Source organism: Kribbella sp. NBC_00382 (genome assembly GCF_036067295.1).
Classification (GTDB): Bacteria; Actinomycetota; Actinomycetes; order Propionibacteriales; family Kribbellaceae; genus Kribbella.
This window is the reverse complement of sequence record NZ_CP107954.1, coordinates 2,548,621-2,564,691: the sequence shown is the minus strand read 5'-3', so window position 1 is coordinate 2,564,691 and position 16,071 is coordinate 2,548,621. Positions and strand designations below refer to the sequence as shown.

Annotated in this window: 13 protein-coding genes; 6 read left to right on the top strand and 7 right to left on the bottom strand. The window is 68.0% G+C overall.

Going from position 1 to position 16,071, the window contains the following annotated elements; translation table 11 throughout:
* Positions 1-7 precede the first annotated feature (7 nt).
* Positions 8-1,438: an MFS transporter gene (locus OHA70_RS12610; RefSeq protein ID WP_328331904.1), complete on the bottom strand. Its 1,431-nt coding sequence runs from the start codon at positions 1,436-1,438 to the stop codon at positions 8-10.
* A gap of 191 nt (positions 1,439-1,629) precedes the next feature.
* On the opposite strand from OHA70_RS12610, the gene OHA70_RS12605 reads away from it, so the two are divergent.
* Positions 1,630-3,393 (top strand): ABC transporter ATP-binding protein, encoded by a 1,764-nt coding sequence (locus OHA70_RS12605; RefSeq protein WP_328331902.1) that lies wholly within the window; start codon positions 1,630-1,632, stop codon positions 3,391-3,393.
* Complete coding sequence (locus OHA70_RS12600; RefSeq protein WP_328331900.1) at positions 3,390-5,168, top strand: ABC transporter ATP-binding protein; 1,779 nt, start codon at positions 3,390-3,392, stop codon at positions 5,166-5,168. Before OHA70_RS12605 ends, OHA70_RS12600 begins: the two co-directional genes overlap by 4 nt.
* Before the next feature lie 41 nt (positions 5,169-5,209).
* On the opposite strand, the gene OHA70_RS12595 is transcribed toward OHA70_RS12600, so the two are convergent.
* Positions 5,210-5,809, bottom strand: a complete 600-nt coding sequence (locus OHA70_RS12595) for a DUF642 domain-containing protein (RefSeq protein WP_328331898.1) — start codon at positions 5,807-5,809, stop codon at positions 5,210-5,212.
* Between the two features lie 198 nt (positions 5,810-6,007).
* Here OHA70_RS12595 and OHA70_RS12590 point away from each other — a divergent pair, with 198 nt between their 5' ends.
* Positions 6,008-7,798: a S9 family peptidase gene (locus tag OHA70_RS12590; RefSeq protein WP_328331896.1), complete on the top strand. Its 1,791-nt coding sequence runs from the start codon at positions 6,008-6,010 to the stop codon at positions 7,796-7,798.
* Here the strand turns inward: OHA70_RS12590 and OHA70_RS12585 are convergent.
* The 4 genes from OHA70_RS12585 to OHA70_RS12570 all read right to left on the bottom strand — a co-directional run bounded on the left by OHA70_RS12585 (position 7,791) and on the right by OHA70_RS12570 (position 13,227).
* Positions 7,791-8,708, bottom strand: a complete 918-nt coding sequence (locus tag OHA70_RS12585) for a S66 peptidase family protein (protein WP_328331894.1) — start codon at positions 8,706-8,708, stop codon at positions 7,791-7,793. The genes OHA70_RS12590 and OHA70_RS12585 overlap by 8 nt on opposite strands.
* Complete coding sequence (locus OHA70_RS12580) at positions 8,705-9,343, bottom strand: flavin reductase family protein (RefSeq protein ID WP_328331892.1); 639 nt, start codon at positions 9,341-9,343, stop codon at positions 8,705-8,707. Before OHA70_RS12580 ends, OHA70_RS12585 begins: the two co-directional genes overlap by 4 nt.
* 36 nt (positions 9,344-9,379) lie before the next feature.
* On the bottom strand, positions 9,380-12,769 hold the full coding sequence (locus tag OHA70_RS12575; RefSeq protein ID WP_328331890.1) for a phosphodiester glycosidase family protein: 3,390 nt from the start codon (positions 12,767-12,769) through the stop codon (positions 9,380-9,382).
* Positions 12,770-12,909: 140 nt separating this feature from the next.
* Positions 12,910-13,227 carry a rhodanese-like domain-containing protein gene (locus OHA70_RS12570; RefSeq protein ID WP_328331888.1) on the bottom strand — a complete coding sequence of 106 codons (318 nt, stop codon included), beginning with the start codon at positions 13,225-13,227 and terminating at the stop codon, positions 12,910-12,912.
* A gap of 139 nt (positions 13,228-13,366) precedes the next feature.
* Between OHA70_RS12570 and OHA70_RS12565 the strand changes: the two genes are divergently transcribed.
* Positions 13,367-14,359: a trypsin-like serine peptidase gene (locus OHA70_RS12565; protein ID WP_328331886.1), complete on the top strand. Its 993-nt coding sequence runs from the start codon at positions 13,367-13,369 to the stop codon at positions 14,357-14,359.
* A 1-nt stretch (position 14,360) separates the two neighbouring features.
* Here OHA70_RS12565 and OHA70_RS12560 read toward each other — a convergent pair whose 3' ends face one another.
* The gene (locus tag OHA70_RS12560) at positions 14,361-15,218 is read right to left on the bottom strand and encodes a DNA-formamidopyrimidine glycosylase family protein (RefSeq protein ID WP_328331884.1); all 858 of its coding nucleotides are present in this window, start codon (positions 15,216-15,218) and stop codon (positions 14,361-14,363) included.
* A gap of 133 nt (positions 15,219-15,351) precedes the next feature.
* Here OHA70_RS12560 and OHA70_RS12555 point away from each other — a divergent pair, with 133 nt between their 5' ends.
* Together OHA70_RS12555 and OHA70_RS12550 are read left to right on the top strand one after the other, a co-directional pair.
* Entirely contained in the window at positions 15,352-15,846 is a 495-nt protein-coding gene (locus OHA70_RS12555; RefSeq protein ID WP_328331882.1) for a CbrC family protein, read from the top strand.
* 80 nt (positions 15,847-15,926) lie between these two features.
* Complete coding sequence (locus tag OHA70_RS12550; protein ID WP_185441943.1) at positions 15,927-16,070, top strand: hypothetical protein; 144 nt, start codon at positions 15,927-15,929, stop codon at positions 16,068-16,070.
* The last annotated feature ends 1 nt before the right edge of the window (position 16,071 follow it).

Below are 16,071 nucleotides of genomic sequence, written 5' to 3'. Positions count from 1 at the left end.
CGGCCTGTCAAGCAATTCGGGCCGGCGACTCAATGTCTGCGGCGACGCGGGCCGCCGTACTGCGCGCCCAGCGGCCGGTGGTGAGCAGGCCGAAGCAGAGGACCAGTACGCCGCAGCCCGCGATGATGTACCACCCGAGCCGAGCCGCCGAGACGAAGCCGGTCTCCAGCGGGCCGGTCAATCGAGCGGTCAGCACCGTGCCGACGATCGCAACTCCCAGCGAAGCGCCGACCTGACGACACGTCGAGGCGATCGCCGCAGCCACCCCGGCCTGCGAGCGAGGCATCCCGGAGACGGCCGCGTTGGTGATCGGCGAGTTGAGCATGCCGAAGCCGAGACCGAAGATCAGGTACCCGAGCAGCAGCAACGGGACCGCGGTACTCGCGGTCAACTGGGCGAGGATCAAGCCGCTCAAGGCCAGCATCGTGCCGGCTACCACCAGCGGCAGCCGCGGCCCACGGTTGCCGACGAGCCAGCCGGAGACCGGCGCGAAGATCACCGTCATCGCCGCCATCGGCAGCGTCAGCAGACCGGCATGCAGTGCCGTGAAACCCCGAACCTCTTGTAGATAAAGGGAATTCAGGAACAGAAAGCCGGACAGTGCCGAGAACCCGGCGACCGCGATCAGCGTCGCACCCGAGAACGGCGCGCTCCGGAAGAACCGCGGATCGAGCAGCGGTTGCTCGCGCCGTCGCTCGTAGAAGACCAAGGCGACCAGCGACAGCACCACGACGACGAAGCACGAGACGATCAGCGGCGAACCCCAGCCGGCCGACCGGCCCTCGATGATCCCGTACGTCAGCCCGATCAGGAACAGGATCACCAGCGACTGCCCGACCGGATCGAGCCGGCGCGCGACCGCCGCCCGCGACTCGGGCACGAAGAACGCGGTCAGCACCAACGCGACCAGCACCACCGGCACGTTCACGAAGAAGATGAACCGCCAGCCGGCCGAGTCGACCAGCGCGCCGCCGACCACCGGGCCGACCGACATGCTCAGCCCGACCACGCCACCCCAGACCCCGATCGCCTGGGCCCGCTCGCGCGGATTCGTGAAGGTGTTGGTGATGATCGACATCGCCACCGGGTTGAGCATCGAGCCGCCGATCGCCTGCACCATCCGGAACGCGATCAGCAGGTCGACCGTCGGCGCGAACCCGCAGGCCAGCGAGCCGAGCCCGAACAGCACCAGCCCGGCCTGGAAGGTCCGCCGCCGGCCGATCCGGTCCGCGGTCGAGCCGGACAGCATCAGCAGGCTGGCGATCACCAGCGTGTAGGCGTCGATCGTCCACTGCAGTTTGGAGACCGAGGCGTTCAGCTCGGACCGGATCGAGGGCAGCGCCAGGTTCACCACGGTCGTGTCGAGGCCGACGATGAACAGGCTCAGGCAACAGATCGCCAGCACCAGCAACCGACGCCGCCGACTCAGCTCCTGCACTCGTCTCCCTCGCTCCGGACCTGTTGAAGACTGTACTACCCAGTACCGCGACGGCCGCGGCCGGAACCGTCTCCAGAAGGCCCGATCCAGCCCGCGGGAAAAGCCTTGGCGCACTGTCGGCGGCCCCACCTAGTCTGGATCTATTCGCCTGATCAGGTCCGAACAAGCCCCTCTAGTTCCTTTGGGACGTCATGTCGCTGCGCCTCATTCCGTTCGCCGATCCGGGTGTGCCAGACACCCGGTCCGGCCTCCGTCTCATTCTCTGGCTCGAACACCAGCAGCTACGCGGTCAGGCCGTGGCGCTCTGCTGGGGTCTGCTGTACTTCGGTGGCATCGCCGCCGCGCCCGTCGCGGTCGGGCTGGCCGTCCAGGCCGTGATCGACAAGTCCTGGCCACGACTGTTCCTGGCCGGCCTGTTGCTGCTGGCGATGGGCGCTGCCAAGGCCGGCGCCGACTCCTTCTTCCACAAGGCCGTCGTCACCAACTGGATCGCCACCGCGTCCCGCCTGCAGCAACTGCTGTCCCGCAAGGCCGCTGAGCTGGGCTCGATGCTGACCCGGCGGATCGCCGCCGGCGAGGTGGTCGCGGTGAGCAGCGGTGACGTGGAGAAGATCGGCTGGTTCGTCGAGGTGCTCGGCCGGTTCGCGGCCGCGCTGCTGACCTGCTTCGCGGTCGTCATCGGGCTGCTCTTCTACGAGCCGCGGCTCGGCCTGGTCGTGCTGATCGCGGTCCCGATCCTGGCCTTCTCGATCGTGCCGCTGATGGGTCCCGCCGAGCGTCGCGCCGACGCCCAGCGGGCCAAGGGCGGTCGCGCCACCGAACTGGCCGCCGACACGGTCGCCGGCCTGCGGGTGCTGCGCGGCATCGGTGGCGAGCAGCTCTTCCTCGACCGCTACCGGTCGGCCTCCCAGGAGTACCGGCAGAGCGCGGTCCGCAGTGCGCGGATGTGGTCGCTGATCGCGGCCATCCAGGTGCTGCTGTTCGGGCTGTTCCTGGTGCTGATCGTGTGGATGGGCGTCGGGCTGGTCACCGACGGGCACATCAGCGTGGGCGAGCTCGTCACGACGTACGGGTTCATCACCTTCATGCTCGTTCCGCTGCACACGTTCGAGGAGACGGCGAGCGCGTTCATCTTCTCCAAGGTGTCCGCGCGGCGTGCTGCTCGGGTGCTGTCGCTGCAGCGGATGGACGACTCCAAGGGCACGGCGGAGGCCGAGGTGCCGCACGGTGACCTGGTCGACCCGATGTCCGGGCTGACTGTGCCGACCGGGAGCTTCACGGCTGTCGTCTGCGGCAACCCGGATGCCGGCGGTCTGCTCGCGGATCGTCTGGGCGGCCACAGTCCCGAGGCCGAGCCAGATGACTTGTCTGTCCTGCTGGGTGGCGTCGCGCTGGACGACCTCCCGCTGTACTCCGCAAGGACCGCAGTGCTCGTGCAGGACAAGGACCCGGTACTGCTCTCAGGCACCGTCCGTGAGCTGTTCGACGTACCGGCGAGTGGAGCCGTCTCGGTCGAGCGGGCCCTCGACGCTGCTCAGTGCGCCGACATCCTCGACGTACTGCGTCAGTCGCTGCCCGACGGTGGCACTGACGCAACAGCAGCCGTCCTGACCGAGCGCGGCCGGTCCCTGTCCGGTGGACAGCGGCAGCGGGTCGCACTGGCCCGGTCCCTGTACGTCGATCCCGCGGTGCTCGTGCTCGACGAGCCGACGAGTGCCGTGGACGCCCACACGGAGGCACGAATCGCGGACAGCCTGCGGTTCCTCCGGTCGGGCCGGACGACCGTGGTGTTCACCTCGAGCCCGCTGATGCTGGACCGGGCCGAGCGGGTCGTGTTCGTACCGGACGGCCGGGTCGACGCCGTCGGCACCCACCACGAGCTGCTGCACACCAACCCGCGGTACCGCGCTGTCGTCACCCGTGAAGAAGAGCCAACTCTTGAGGAGTCGCTGTGAAGCGCCCCGAGTACGACCCGGCAGCCCCGCAGGAGGCGGCTCGCCTGCCGGTGGCCGGCACAGCAACGGTGTCGGCCTATCTGAAGACCCTGTTCCGCAGGCACCGGCGTGCCTTCGGCTGGCTGACCCTGGTCAACGCGGCGGCGGCTCTGAGCGGCATGGTCGGGCCCTACCTGCTCGGCAACGTCGTGGAGAAGCTGTCGCTCGGTGAGAAGGACGTCAACCTTCCCTACGTGGTGCTGGGCTTCCTGATCGCCCTTGCAGTGCAGACGGTCTTCGTCCGGCTCACCCGGCTCCGTGGCGCGGTACTGGGCGAGGAGATGCTCGCCGACCTGCGCGAGGACTTCCTGGTCCGGGCGGTCGCACTGCCGCCGGGTGTGCTGGAGCGCGCCGGCACGGGTGACCTGCTGTCCCGGATCACCACCGACGTCGACCGTCTCTCGCATGCCATGCGGGATGCGGTTCCGCAGCTGACCATCGCGGTGATCTGGGCCGGACTGCTGATCGGCGCCCTGATCGTGACGGCACCGGAGCTGGCGGTGGCCATCGTCATCGCTGCACCGATCCTGATCATCGGTGGCCGCTGGTACTTCCGCCGCGCGCCATCGGCGTACCGGTCGGAGGCTGCGGGCTATGCGGCCGTCGCCTCCGCGCTGGCCGAGACTGTCGACGCAGGGCGGACCGTCGAGTCGCACCGGCTCGGCAACCGCCGGGTGAAGATGGGTGACACCCGGATCGGCCAGTGGGTCGCCTGGGAGCGCTACACGCTGTACCTGCGGATGGTGCTGTTCCCGGTGATCAACATGACTCACACGGTCGCGCTGGCCGCAGTACTGGTGATCGGTGGTGGGCTGTCGATCAAGGGCTGGATCACTGTCGGCGCGCTGACCACTGGTGCGCTCTACATCCAGATGCTGGTCGAGCCGGTCAACATGATGATCCGCTGGTACGACGAGCTGCAGGTGGCTCAGGTCTCGCTGGCGCGACTGGTCGGCGTACGGGAGATCGAAGAGGAGCAGGCCGGTCACCAGGACGAGCCGGAGGGCCGGACCGTACTGGCCGACGAGGTTCGGTTCGGATATCTGGAAGGCCGTGACGTGCTGCACGGCGTCACGTTGACCGTTGAGCCTGGTGCCCGCGTTGCGCTCGTCGGCCCTTCTGGAGCAGGGAAATCGACGCTCGGCCGGCTGCTCGCCGGTATCTACTCGCCACGGGTGGGTGACATCACCTTGGGCGGCGCGGCGCTGGACAAGATGTCTGCCGAGCAGGTGCGGAGCCATGTGGCGCTGGTGAACCAGGAGCACCATGTGTTCGTCGGTAGCGTCCGGGACAACCTGCGGCTGGCGCGGACCGGCGCTACCGACGCAGAGCTGTGGACTGCCTTGCGGGCCGTCGATGCGCACGCGTGGGTGGCTGGGTTCGAGCACGGCCTCGACACGGAGGTCGGGTCGGGCGGGGTCTCGCTGACTCCGGCACAGGCTCAGCAGGTCGCGTTGGCGCGGCTGGTCCTGGCTGACCCGCACACGCTGGTGCTGGACGAGGCGACCTCGCTGATGGACCCACGCGCGGCCCGTCATCTGGAGAGGTCGCTGGCCGGAGTACTGGAAGGCAGGACGGTCGTCGCGATCGCCCACCGGTTGCACACCGCGCACGACGCGGACGTGATCGCGGTGGTCGAGGACGGCCGCATCGTCGAACTCGGCGGCCACGACGAACTGGTAGGAGCCCAGGGCCCCTACGCAGCGCTGTGGCACTCCTGGCACGGCGAACGCTGATCCGACGGTGAGGGGCAGGCTGTCTGCCCCTCACCCCGGCCTCACAAGCAGAGCACGAGCAGACAGCTCTCCACCCGCACGTCATCGATGACCGGGCCCCACGCGCTCGGCGTCGTACTGGCGAACTGTAGGTCCGCGGACGCGGCGAGGGTGTTGGTGAAGTAGAAGGTCCGGTAGACCCAGCCCATGGCGGAGACGGTCTTGCCGGTGCTGTCGAAGCTGAACGAGTCGAGCAACTGCCCGTTCACCTTGACATTCCCGGTGCGGATCGCCTGACCGGCGTCGGGGTTGGCCGCCAGCGCGTAGGTCACCCGGTAGGTGGTGAGCAGAGTCGTGGAAACGGTGTGCGAGACAGCCCCTGGATTCGAGCCGTTGAGGTCCAGGGACTGACGCCCTTGGGCGTGCTGCCAGTCGGTGGTCAGGTCGACGCTGCCCGAGACGACCTTCCAGGGGCCGACCTGCTGGCCGGCCACGTAGTCGACGAAGTCGACGTTGATCACCGGGTTCTCGAAGCTGTCGGCGAACGTTGTGGTCACGGCGGCCGCCGGACCAGCGCTGACGAAGCCTGATGCGGCCGACAGTGCGACGAGCAGTGCGGTGGCAAGAGTGGTGCGACGGAGACGTGCAGAGATTTTTGGCATGGCAGACCCCTTCGGCGGTTGATGAAATCGATGCCGGTCCGCACTGACTCACCCCTGCGGCCAGTGGCATCATGCCCCTCTGCGAGATTACGATTACCCTGCGTCATCAACAAGAGGTCGTCACTCTTGACTTCCGTCGCCGGCTGGGCTGCAGCAAGGTGCTGTCCGGAGGACTTGCCTGCGTGTGAGGATTGGAGCGTGCTGACGACGCTGCTCTCGCTGCCGACCGTGATGGCCTTCGACGTGGATCCGGCGGGCAATCTGCTCGTCGGGTACGACGAGAGTGGGATCCGCCAGATCCATCTGGTGGCCGTGGATGGTTCCTGGCGTGCGCTGACGGCCTTGAACGACACAGCTCGGTCGGCGCGGTTCGTGCCCGGTGGCCAGCTAGTGGTCGTCGAGCACGACAGTGGCGGTGACGAGCGTGGCCAGCTGTCCGTGCTCGATCTGGATGACAGCAATGCGGTGCTCTCTCCACTCACGCATGACCTCGCCTACTTCCATCACCTCGTGGATGCCAAGCCAGGCAGGGTTTTCTTCACCACCAACCGCCGCAACGAGGTCGACTTCGACCTGGTGATGCTCAACCTGGCCAGTGGCGACGAGACCACGCTGTACGACGGTGGCGGCTTCCTGACGTCAGCAACCGTGTCCCCCGACGAGCGCTGGGCGGTGGTCGCGCTCGCCGGTGGCCCGGGCAACTCGGTACAGCTCCTACTGGTCGATGTGGCCGCACAGTCGGTCACTGAGCTCACTGGCTACGACGACCCGACTTACCACGAAGGAGCTTCGTGGCTGCCCGACTCGTCCGGGTTCGTCGTCGCCAGCGATGCAGGGCGCGAGCGGCTGGCCTTACGGCGGTACGACGTCGGTACTGCGAGCTGGACCGATCTCCTGGTCGACGAGAGGCACGACCTGGCCGGATGGGTCTGCCCCGACGGCGAACACCTGCTGGTCGGGACCACTGACGACGGCGTCGTCACCATGGCGCTGCACAAGCTCAAGGACGCCTCGTACGTCGCACAGCTCGACCTGCCGATCGGTGGCTGCGCAGCGCGGCTCATCGTGGCTCCGGACCCGCTCTGGTCGGCCGATGGCAGCTACGCGCTGCTCAACCACAGTTCACCGATCGACCCGCTGTCCGTGTTCCGCTACACGCTGGCGACGGGTGAGGTCGTCGCCGTCCAGTCGCCGGTGAGTACTGCGCTTCCACAGGGGCTCAAGCATCCCGAGAGCCATCGAGTGACGTCCTTCGACGGCGAGCAGGTCCCTGTGTTCGTGTACCGGCCTGTTGACGGCAGTGGGGACGGCTCGGCCGTGGTGTGGATACATGGCGGCCCGGAGATGATGGCGATGCGCATCTGGAACCCAGTGGTCACGGCGCTGGCCGCGGAGGGCCATACCGTCATCGTGCCCAACGTGCGCGGCTCAGCGGCGTACGGGAAGCGGTGGTACGCCCTGGACGACAAGGAGTTGCGGCTCGACTCGGTGAAGGACCTCGCGGCGATTCACGACTGGCTGCCGTCGATCGACGTCGATCCCCAGCGCACCGCGTTGTGGGGCGGATCGTACGGCGGCTACATGGTGCTGGCTGGGCTCGCGTTCCAGCCAGAGCGCTGGGCGGCGGGGGTGGATGTCGTCGGGGTCGCCTCGCTGGTCACGTTCCTGGAGAACACGTCGGCGTACCGGCGAGTGGCTCGCGAGCGGGAGTACGGCGTACTGGCGGAGGACCGTGAGTTCCTCGAGAAGGCCAGTCCGCTGAACCGGGTGGACGACATCCGGGCGCCGCTGTTCGTCATCCATGGCGCGAACGATCCGCGGGTGCCGTTGTCAGAGGCGGAGCAGATCGTCGAGGCACTCAGCAAGCGAGACGTTCCGTGTCAGCTGCTGGTCTACCCGGACGAGGGCCACGGCCTGGCCAAACGCGCCAACCGCCTCGACGCCTACCCGCAGGCGTTCGCCTTCCTGCGCGAGCATTTGTCTAGCTGAAGGCAGGCAGCAGTGGCGTGAGCGTGCTGGCCGTCGCGTCCAGACGAACCGGAAGACCAAGCGGGACAGCCAGGTTGACCTCTTCGTGCCCGATCGCCGCGCCCTCGACCATCGGTACGCCGAGTGGCTCGAGCCGCTCACGCACCACGTCAGTGACCAGCCCCTGATCGTCAGGCTCGCTGAAGTCACCGATCACCAGACCGGTCACCTGGTCGAACCAGCCGGCCCGCAGCAATTGGGTGAGCAGGCGATCGACCCGGTAGCCGTCCTCGCTCACGTCTTCGAGCACGACGATGCCGTCCGGCCGTACTGACGTCGGAGTGCCCAGGCTGGAGGCAAGCAGGGCTAGGTTGCCACCCAGCAGCCGACCCTCCGCAGTACCGGGCACCACGGTCCGAGCAGCACGTGGCGCCAGCAGGTCCTTGACGGATTCGGGCTCGAACAGCAGGTCATGCAGCCGCTCGCGCCCTTCGAGTGCACCGAGTTGCTCGACGGCCGCAGCCATCGGACCGTGAACGGTGACCAGCCCCTGAGCGTTGAGGGCCTCGTGCAACGCGGTGATGTCGCTGAAGCCGACCAGCACCTTGTCGACGCCAGCGAGCTCATCCAGGTCCAGATGCTGCAGCAACCGCTGCACGCCATAGCCGCCGCGCCCGCAGAACACTGCTGCGTACTGCGGGTCCAGCCACGCGGCCCGGAAGTCCGCCGCACGTGCAGCGTCATCACCGGCGAGGTAGGGGAACCGCTCATGCCGGGTCAGCACGGCCGGCATGATGTCGAGCTCCAGCCCCCACTCGCGGAGATGCTTGGACCCCGTCTCCAACCGCTCGGCCACCAGCGGCCCGGCCGGTGCCACCACGGCGACACGATCCCCACTCTGCAGCCGCCGCGGGCGCCTCACGTCAGTCATGCACCAGACGCTACCTGCAGCGCCGGCATCTGCCAGCCGCGGGCGAGGGAGGACTCGTACGCCGGTGCGCCGCCGGCGAAGTACTCGGTGAACTTCATGATCAGCGGGTCCCAGCGCAGCGGGTCGATGTAGCGGTCGTCGTTCATCAGCAGGTCCTCCCGCACGTGCACGCGACGGACCGACATCTCCATCGCCCGCAGGGTGGAGTCGGGTCCGCCGACGGTGTGGATCGCCTCGATCCGCCCTTCGAGGTTGATCGGGCTTTCCTCGACGGCGTCGACCTCGACCAGAGTTCCGGGCATCCTGCTCCACCCGGCCGCTGCGAACTTGTCCGGCTCGTAGCGGTAGCCGCGAGCCCGCTTGGGCTCGGGGATCTGCTCGGACCCGGTCAGCAGCGCGATCCGGTCGAGGCCGGCGACCATCGCCGGCTCGACCAGATTGAGGATGCAGTCCGGCCGCTCTGTCAGGTTCTGTACGGTCTGCGACGCGACGGCCATCCCCAGCATCGCCGTGTTGTGCAACCACCAAGCAGAGGACATCGGCGCGAGGTTGGTGCTGCCGTCCGGGTTCTGCGAGCTGATGAGTACCACTGGCGTTCCGAAGTACAGGACCTTGGGCTCAACGATTCGCTTCATACCCGTTGAACGGCCGCAGTCCTGATCGTGTGAGGGCTACCAGTTGACCTGCACGGTCGTGCTCTTGCTGGTGCCGTTGACTGTCACGCCTAGCTGGACTGTGCCGGGGCGCAGGCCGGTCAGAGTGCCAGTGGCCGGGTCATAGGAGGCCACTGCCCAGAAGGGCGCGGTACGGATGGAGCCGATGTGCAGGAGAGACGATCCGAACCAGTCGGCCGAGACCGGGAACGACACCGGCACTCGCCGGTTCTCCTGTACTACGGTCGCCGCCACCGCCCCTGTCTTGCCCAGCTTGAGCACTGCCGGCGCCGACAGCTCCAGCGAGTCCACATGCGCCCGCAGCTCCACCTGGAACCAGTCCCGCTCAGGAGCCGACCAGTGGCGCTCACCAGCCGCCGCCTCCTTCGCTGACGGGTCGATCCCCACCAGCGCCCACCCGGTGAACCCACCAGCGTCCGGAGCAGCCGCCGGGCCCTTGCCCGAGTTGCCCGTCAGCGGCAGTAGCACTCCGTCGGTCCGAGTCGCCGCAAAGGTGCCCGCGTGAGCCGCCATGTAGGCCGCGCCCTTGCCCGTCGATGCGCGGAAGTCCGCGAGCCAGCGGACCAGCAGCTCAGCCTCCTTGCGATCGCCGAGCTGCGAGTTCTGCGTCGGCGACGGGTCGTCGATCGGGTGGTGGGCCATCACCACGACGTTCTTGATCGCCTTGTTGCGGGAAGCGTCGTCGAGCTGCTGCCGAAGGTCGAGGATCTGCGCGAACCCACCGGCCCGCAGCGATCCGAGCGACGAGTCGCGCAGGATGAACCGGGTGCCCTTGTGGTCGAACGTGCTGGTCGGCGCGCCGAACACCTTGGTCCACTCGGACAGGTCGCCCGGCCCGTAGCTCTCGTGGTTGCCCGGCACGTAGTGCACCGGCACCTTGCCGGCGACCTCCTCGTCGATGATCTTCTTCGCCAGCGCGATGTCCTGAGCGAACCCACGGTCGACGAAGTCGCCGTTGATCACCAGGAAGTCCGGGTTCTGCGCGAGCGCCTCCCGGATCGTCCGGCGGGCCTGCTTCACGAAGTCCGAGTTCGGGTCGTCGGCGGTGAACTGCGCGTCCGACATCACGGCGAACTTCCAGCGTCCGCCGCCGGTCGCGCTGCCGTCCGTGACCACCATCGGGTCGATCACCTTGGCCGGCGGCGCGATCGTCACCGGCGGGGCGCCGCGGACGGTCAGATCGTCGATCACGATCCGGCCGGAGTACTGCCGGGTCGGCACCGTCTCGACGACGTAGATCCGCCAGAACCGCAGCGGCATCGTCAGCCCGGGCGGGATGTCCGCCTCAACGTACTTCCAGCCGGTCCAGTCGACTGTCGCCGCCAGGTTGAGGGTCTGGGCCGAGCCGCCCGCGCCGTCGTAGGCGTTCGCGCGCAACCAGGCGCCCTTGCCGTCACCGTAGATCCACGCGCCGAGCTTCTGCGGCTGGCCGGGCAGCGTCTGCTGCGGAGTCTCCGACAGGTACGCCGCCCGCGTCGCGGTGCTGCCCGTCAACGAGTAGTCGAGCGCGATCGCCTGCCCACCATCGTGGCCCTCGGCAACGGATCTCGATGCCGTCGAGGCACCAACCGGTACTGCGTTCGCAACCCACTTGGCCGGGTCGTCGACCTCATCCACGATCTGGCTGGTCAGCCCTGCGGTGACACTGAGTTGCGTGGTGAGCTGGCCGACCTTCGCGGTGACGACGGTCGAGACGGCGTCGGTACCGATCGCCTTCACGTCGAAGCCGTTGCCTCGCGCAACAACGGTCACCAATGCGGGATCGTAGGTGAGCTTGACGTCCCGCGGTTCGACCCAGGTGGAGAAGCCGTCCGCGTCGTAGCCGTTGACGGTGAAGAAGCCCTTGGCGGTTGCGTCGGGCAACGAGACCTGGCGAGTCGAGGGGGCGAGGCGGATCGGAGTACCGAGGACTGTCATCGGGAAGCGGCCGCGTGCCGAGCCCTTCGCGGCGGTGACGATGACATCGCCTGCGCGGCGGCCCGTGACGACTCCCTTGCTGGTGACGCTCGCATTGCTGCCGGTGGACCAGTTCGGCGTACCGGTGGCTGGTGTGTAGGTTTCGTCGTGGCCCTTGGCGGTCAGTACTCGGGTGAGGCCGGTGAGGACGCGGGAGCTCTTGGAGACGTCGGTGTCGGCGTCCTCGGCCGCAGTACCGGTTGCTTCGAGCTGGAAGCCCTTGAGCTTGCCGGATCCCTTGGTGGGAAGGAGTCCGAGGCCGTTCGGGATCAGTCGCTCGCCGCCGTCGGACGGGTCATTGACCACCTCGGGGGCGGCCTCGCCGGGTGAGCGGGCGAGCATCGTGGAGGAGCCGCCGCCGTCGAGGTTGAGGACGTCGTCGGCGCCGAGGCCGATCATCAGCTGGCCCATCTCCTTGAGGGAGAGGCCGCGGGAGCCGGTCGCGCGACCGTCGACGGTGAGGAGGACCATGCGGCGGCCGTTCTCGGTGAAGCCGACTGCTGTTCGCGGGGCGAGGTCGGCATCGGGTACGTCATCCGGGACCTTGCCGTCGTGGGCTAGTTGGACGTTGCCGCTGATCGCGACGGCGGCGTCGAGTGCGTCTGGGCGCGGGCCGTATTGGATGTCCACCTTGTCGCCGGGTTCGAAGGCGTTGAGGGAGGTGGCGCCTGCATCACGGCCGATCAGGGCCAGCTCGTTGGCCGCTAGCCGCGTAGTACCGGGGGTGGTCGTCGAGGAGACGACTGCGCCGTCGCGGAGCAGGACCTCGCGGACGTTGGGTACGCCGTCGACTGTTCTCGTGAGGGGTGCGGCGCCCCACTCTGGGGTGTAGAGGCCGATGCCGTCGGCGTTGACGCCGGGTGAGTTGAGGTTGGTCAGGTCGAGCTTGGTGGCGTCGTCGTCGGTCGCCGTGCCCTGCAGGAAGACCTGGGCGATCCGGCCGAGGCCGTCCTTGCCGATCACCGCGGTGTCGTTGTGGCCGGCGGCGGGGGCGTTGATCAGCCGGCCGGCCGTGTTGTTGCCGTTGCGCTCGATGCCGACGCCGAGGGGCGCGGTGGTGTCGTTGATGTCGAAGAAGTCGCCGTTGACGCCGGCGATCGCGCCCTTGCTTGCGAGTTGCTGGCTGAGCGGCTGGCCGCCTGAGACCTTGCCGGTGTTCACGTAGTCGACGGTGACGCCGTGCTTGTCGAGATCGGCCACGATGATGTCGCCGCGCAGCCAGCCGCGAGCGTCCAGCCGCTCGAACGCGGTGTGGTCGACGCCGGGCGCTATCGGGTCGTCCTGCCGGCTCGTCACCAAGCCGTCGCCGGCGATGGCGGCATCGGGGAGCGGTTGGTGCTGCGCTACGGATCGGGCGAAGGCCGGGCTGATCGTAGTACCGAGAATCAGGCCACCTGCGGTGAGACAAACGGCAACGCGACGGAACGACACAACGGCCTCCTCGGCGTGGACGGACGCGGCCATCCGACGCCGCGAGCCCTACCGCCGTGTGAGGCGCGGGTGTACGCCGGTCAACCGATCGGTGACAAAGTAACGTCTTTGATCGGAGACCGGAAGATTATTGTCTGGAATCAGTCGAGCGAGACCGGCCGGCCGGCGCCTTCCCAGGCCGTCATACCGCCGTCGAGGTTGATCGCGTCGCGGCCCTGGGACGCCAGGAACTGGGTCGCCATCGAGGACCGGCCACCGACCGCGCAGACGCAGAGCACCTTCTGCCCGAGCGGCACCTCGCCGACCCGCTCCTGCAGCTGGCCGAGCGGGATGTGCACCGCGTTCTCGATGTGCCCGCGGGCCCACTCGTCGGGTTCGCGGACGTCGAGCACGAACGCCTCGGCGAGCAACGCGTCGTCGACGTCGGCAACCACCACTGCGGGAATCTCCGGAGTCATGCAGTGATCATCGCAGCCCCGGCCGCCCACCGCGCCCCCTGGTCCGCAGATCGGCCGAGGCCTTGCCGATTGGGAACGTTTCCCCTCTACTGTCAGTGATCACGCAGTGACTCTGTTCCGCCCCGAATGAGGAGCCACCATGCGCACTTTCAGCCTGCCCGGAAAACGATCACTGAAGCTGGCCGTCGCTGGCTTCCTGCTCACCACCGCCGCCACCGGATCGGCCTTCGCCGCCACTCCCACCGATGCGCCGGCAGCGACCAGCCCGGCCGCGACGTCCGCAGTACAGGCGCCTGCTCTGCCGTCGAAGGCGCCGGCCGGTGCGCTGGAGCCGACCGGCTATTGGACCGCCGAGAAGCTGCGGAACGCGATCCCCGCCGACCTGCCGAATGACCCGAAGCTGCCCGCGAGCCAGGATCCCGCACCGCGGACTGGACCGCCGAGCATCGCTTCACACCCGGTCGCGCCGGTGGGCCGGACGACACTCAACGACCCGGTCCCAAGCACCGCGGGCAAGGTCTTCTTCTCCGACAACGGCCTGAACTACGTCTGCTCCGCGGCCGCGGTCAACAACAACTACAAGAACCTCGTCGTCACCGCCGGCCACTGCATCCACAGCGGGCAGGGCGGCAACTGGCACTCGAACATCGCCTTCGCACCGTCCTACTACAACGGCCAGTCCGGTGCCGGGCTGTGGAACTGGGCGGCTGCCCGGACGTTCAACGCCTGGATCAACAACAGCAACTTCAGCTACGACCAGGCGTTCTTCACGGTCTGGCCGCGTAACAACCGGAGCCTGATCGACACGGTCGGCGGCAACGGTCTGGCCATCAACAACAGCCGCAGCCAACCGGGCACCCGGATCTGGGGCTGGCCGGCCGAGCCGCCGTTCAACGGTGAGGTCCCGTACTACTGCGACGGCACCACGTCCGCCTCGGGCTCGACCGACGCGGCCCTCGGCTGCACCATGAACGGCGGCGCGAGCGGCGGCCCGTGGCTGAAGGACCGGATCGACCAGAACCTCGGCTACATCTTCGCCGCGACGTCGCGACGGACCACCAGTGGTCCTCAGATCCTGTTGGCCACGCCGTTCAATTCCGAAGTACTGGACATGTTCAACCAGATGACCTGAATCATTTGAGGAGCTTGGACAGGCGGCGGTCGGCAAGCGGCTTGCCGCCTGTCTGGCAGGTGGCGCAGTACTGCAGGGACGAGTCGGCGAAGCTGACTTCGCGGACGATGTCGCCGCAGACCGGGCACTTCTGGCCGGTACGACCGTGCACCCGCATGCCGCTCTTTTTCTCCGACTTGAGGTCCTGTACTGCGAGGCCGGCCGAGCGGGTGACCGCGTCGCGCAGGGTCTCCTGCATCGCGTCGAAGAGTTGCTGGAGCTCGTCGGCGGACAGGTTGGAGGCCGGCTTGAACGGGCTCATCTTCGCGACGTGCAGGATCTCGTCGGAGTACGCGTTGCCGATGCCGGCGATGATCGACTGGTTGCGCAGGACGCCCTTCAGCTGGACCCGGCCGGCCGCCTTCAGGATGTCGCCGAACTCCTCGGTGGTCAGCGTGAACGGATCCGGCCCGAGCTTGGCGATGCCGGGCACCTCGGCGGGGTCGCGGACGACGTACACGGCGAGCTTCTTCTGGGTGCCGGCCTCGGTCAGGTCGAAGCCGGAGCCGTCGTCGAATGCCACCCGGCAGGCGATCGGGCCCTTGCCAGGCCGGACCAAGCCGGTGGACTGCTCCTCGCGCCAGCGCAGCCAGCCGGCGCGGGCCAGGTGGATGATCAGGTGGATGCCCTGCGCGGAGATGTCGATGAACTTGCCGTGCCGCTGCACGTCGTCGATCAGCAGGCCCACCAGCGACGAGATCGGCGGGTCGTAGGTCTTCAGCGCGCTGATCGCGGTGATGTCGGCGCGCACGAACGCCCGCTCGACGGCACGTTCCCGCAGGAACCCCGTCAGCGACTCAACCTCCGGCAACTCGGGCACGCCCCCAAGTGTGCCTTACGGCACGGACAGAGCAAGGGAAGGAAAGCGGAGGGGGAGCGAGCGGGGACAGTACAAGGCAAGGGAAGAGGCGGGCTGACTTGCACCCGGTACGCCGGTCCGCCAAGGTCTGGGTGTGACCGACGTACCGACGTTCCGCTACCACCCCGATCCGGTGGGCACTGGTGAGGTGATCACCAGCGATGCGCCCTGCCGCTGCTGCGGCCGGCACCGCGGGCTGATGTACACCGGGCCGGTCTACAGCGAGGACGAGGTGGTCGAGGAGCTCTGCCTGTGGTGCATCTCGGACGGCTCGGCGGCAACCCTGTTCGAGGCCGAGCTCACTGCCGTCCTCGACGTCCCGGACGACGTGCCCCAGCCGGTTCTCACCGAGGTGCTCACCCGGACCCCTGGGTTCAGTGGGTGGCAGCAGGAGCACTGGATGTTCCACTGCGCCGACGCAGCGGCGTACCTGGGCAAGGTCGGCTACGAGGACCTACTGGTCGTCCCCGAAGCACTGGAGATGATCAACCAGCCCGCGACCGCCCTGTCGGCGACCGGCGAGGCGACCGGTTACCTGTTCCGCTGCCTGCACTGCGGCACCCACCTGGCCTACGCCGACCACGTCTGAGGGACGACTGCGGGGGATCACCCATGGGGATTGGTTGTGGGTACCGCTACCTTCGTAAGAAGTAGAGAAGGAGGCCCCCAATGGGTTTCGTGAAGACACTGGTCAAGGGCGCTGTGGTCGCCAAGCTGCTGCAGGTCGCGCAGCGTGAGCTCAGCAAGCCCGAGAACCAGCGCAAGGCCAAGGAGATGTTCCAGAAGGTGCAGCAGCGCCGGAGCGCGCACTAAG

Bases quoted from the DNA above. Each gene is read 5' to 3' on its own strand.
- OHA70_RS12605 (WP_328331902.1), top strand. From the start codon at position 1,630: ATGTCGCTGCGCCTCATTCCGTTCGCCGATCCGGGTGTGCCAGACACC.
- OHA70_RS12595 (WP_328331898.1), bottom strand. From the start codon at position 5,809: ATGCCAAAAATCTCTGCACGTCTCCGTCGCACCACTCTTGCCACCGCA.
- OHA70_RS12585 (WP_328331894.1), bottom strand. From the start codon at position 8,708: ATGACTGACGTGAGGCGCCCGCGGCGGCTGCAGAGTGGGGATCGTGTC.
- OHA70_RS12580 (WP_328331892.1), bottom strand. From the start codon at position 9,343: ATGAAGCGAATCGTTGAGCCCAAGGTCCTGTACTTCGGAACGCCAGTG.
- OHA70_RS12570 (WP_328331888.1), bottom strand. From the start codon at position 13,227: ATGACTCCGGAGATTCCCGCAGTGGTGGTTGCCGACGTCGACGACGCG.
- OHA70_RS12565 (WP_328331886.1), top strand. From the start codon at position 13,367: ATGCGCACTTTCAGCCTGCCCGGAAAACGATCACTGAAGCTGGCCGTC.
- OHA70_RS12550 (WP_185441943.1), top strand. From the start codon at position 15,927: ATGGGTTTCGTGAAGACACTGGTCAAGGGCGCTGTGGTCGCCAAGCTG.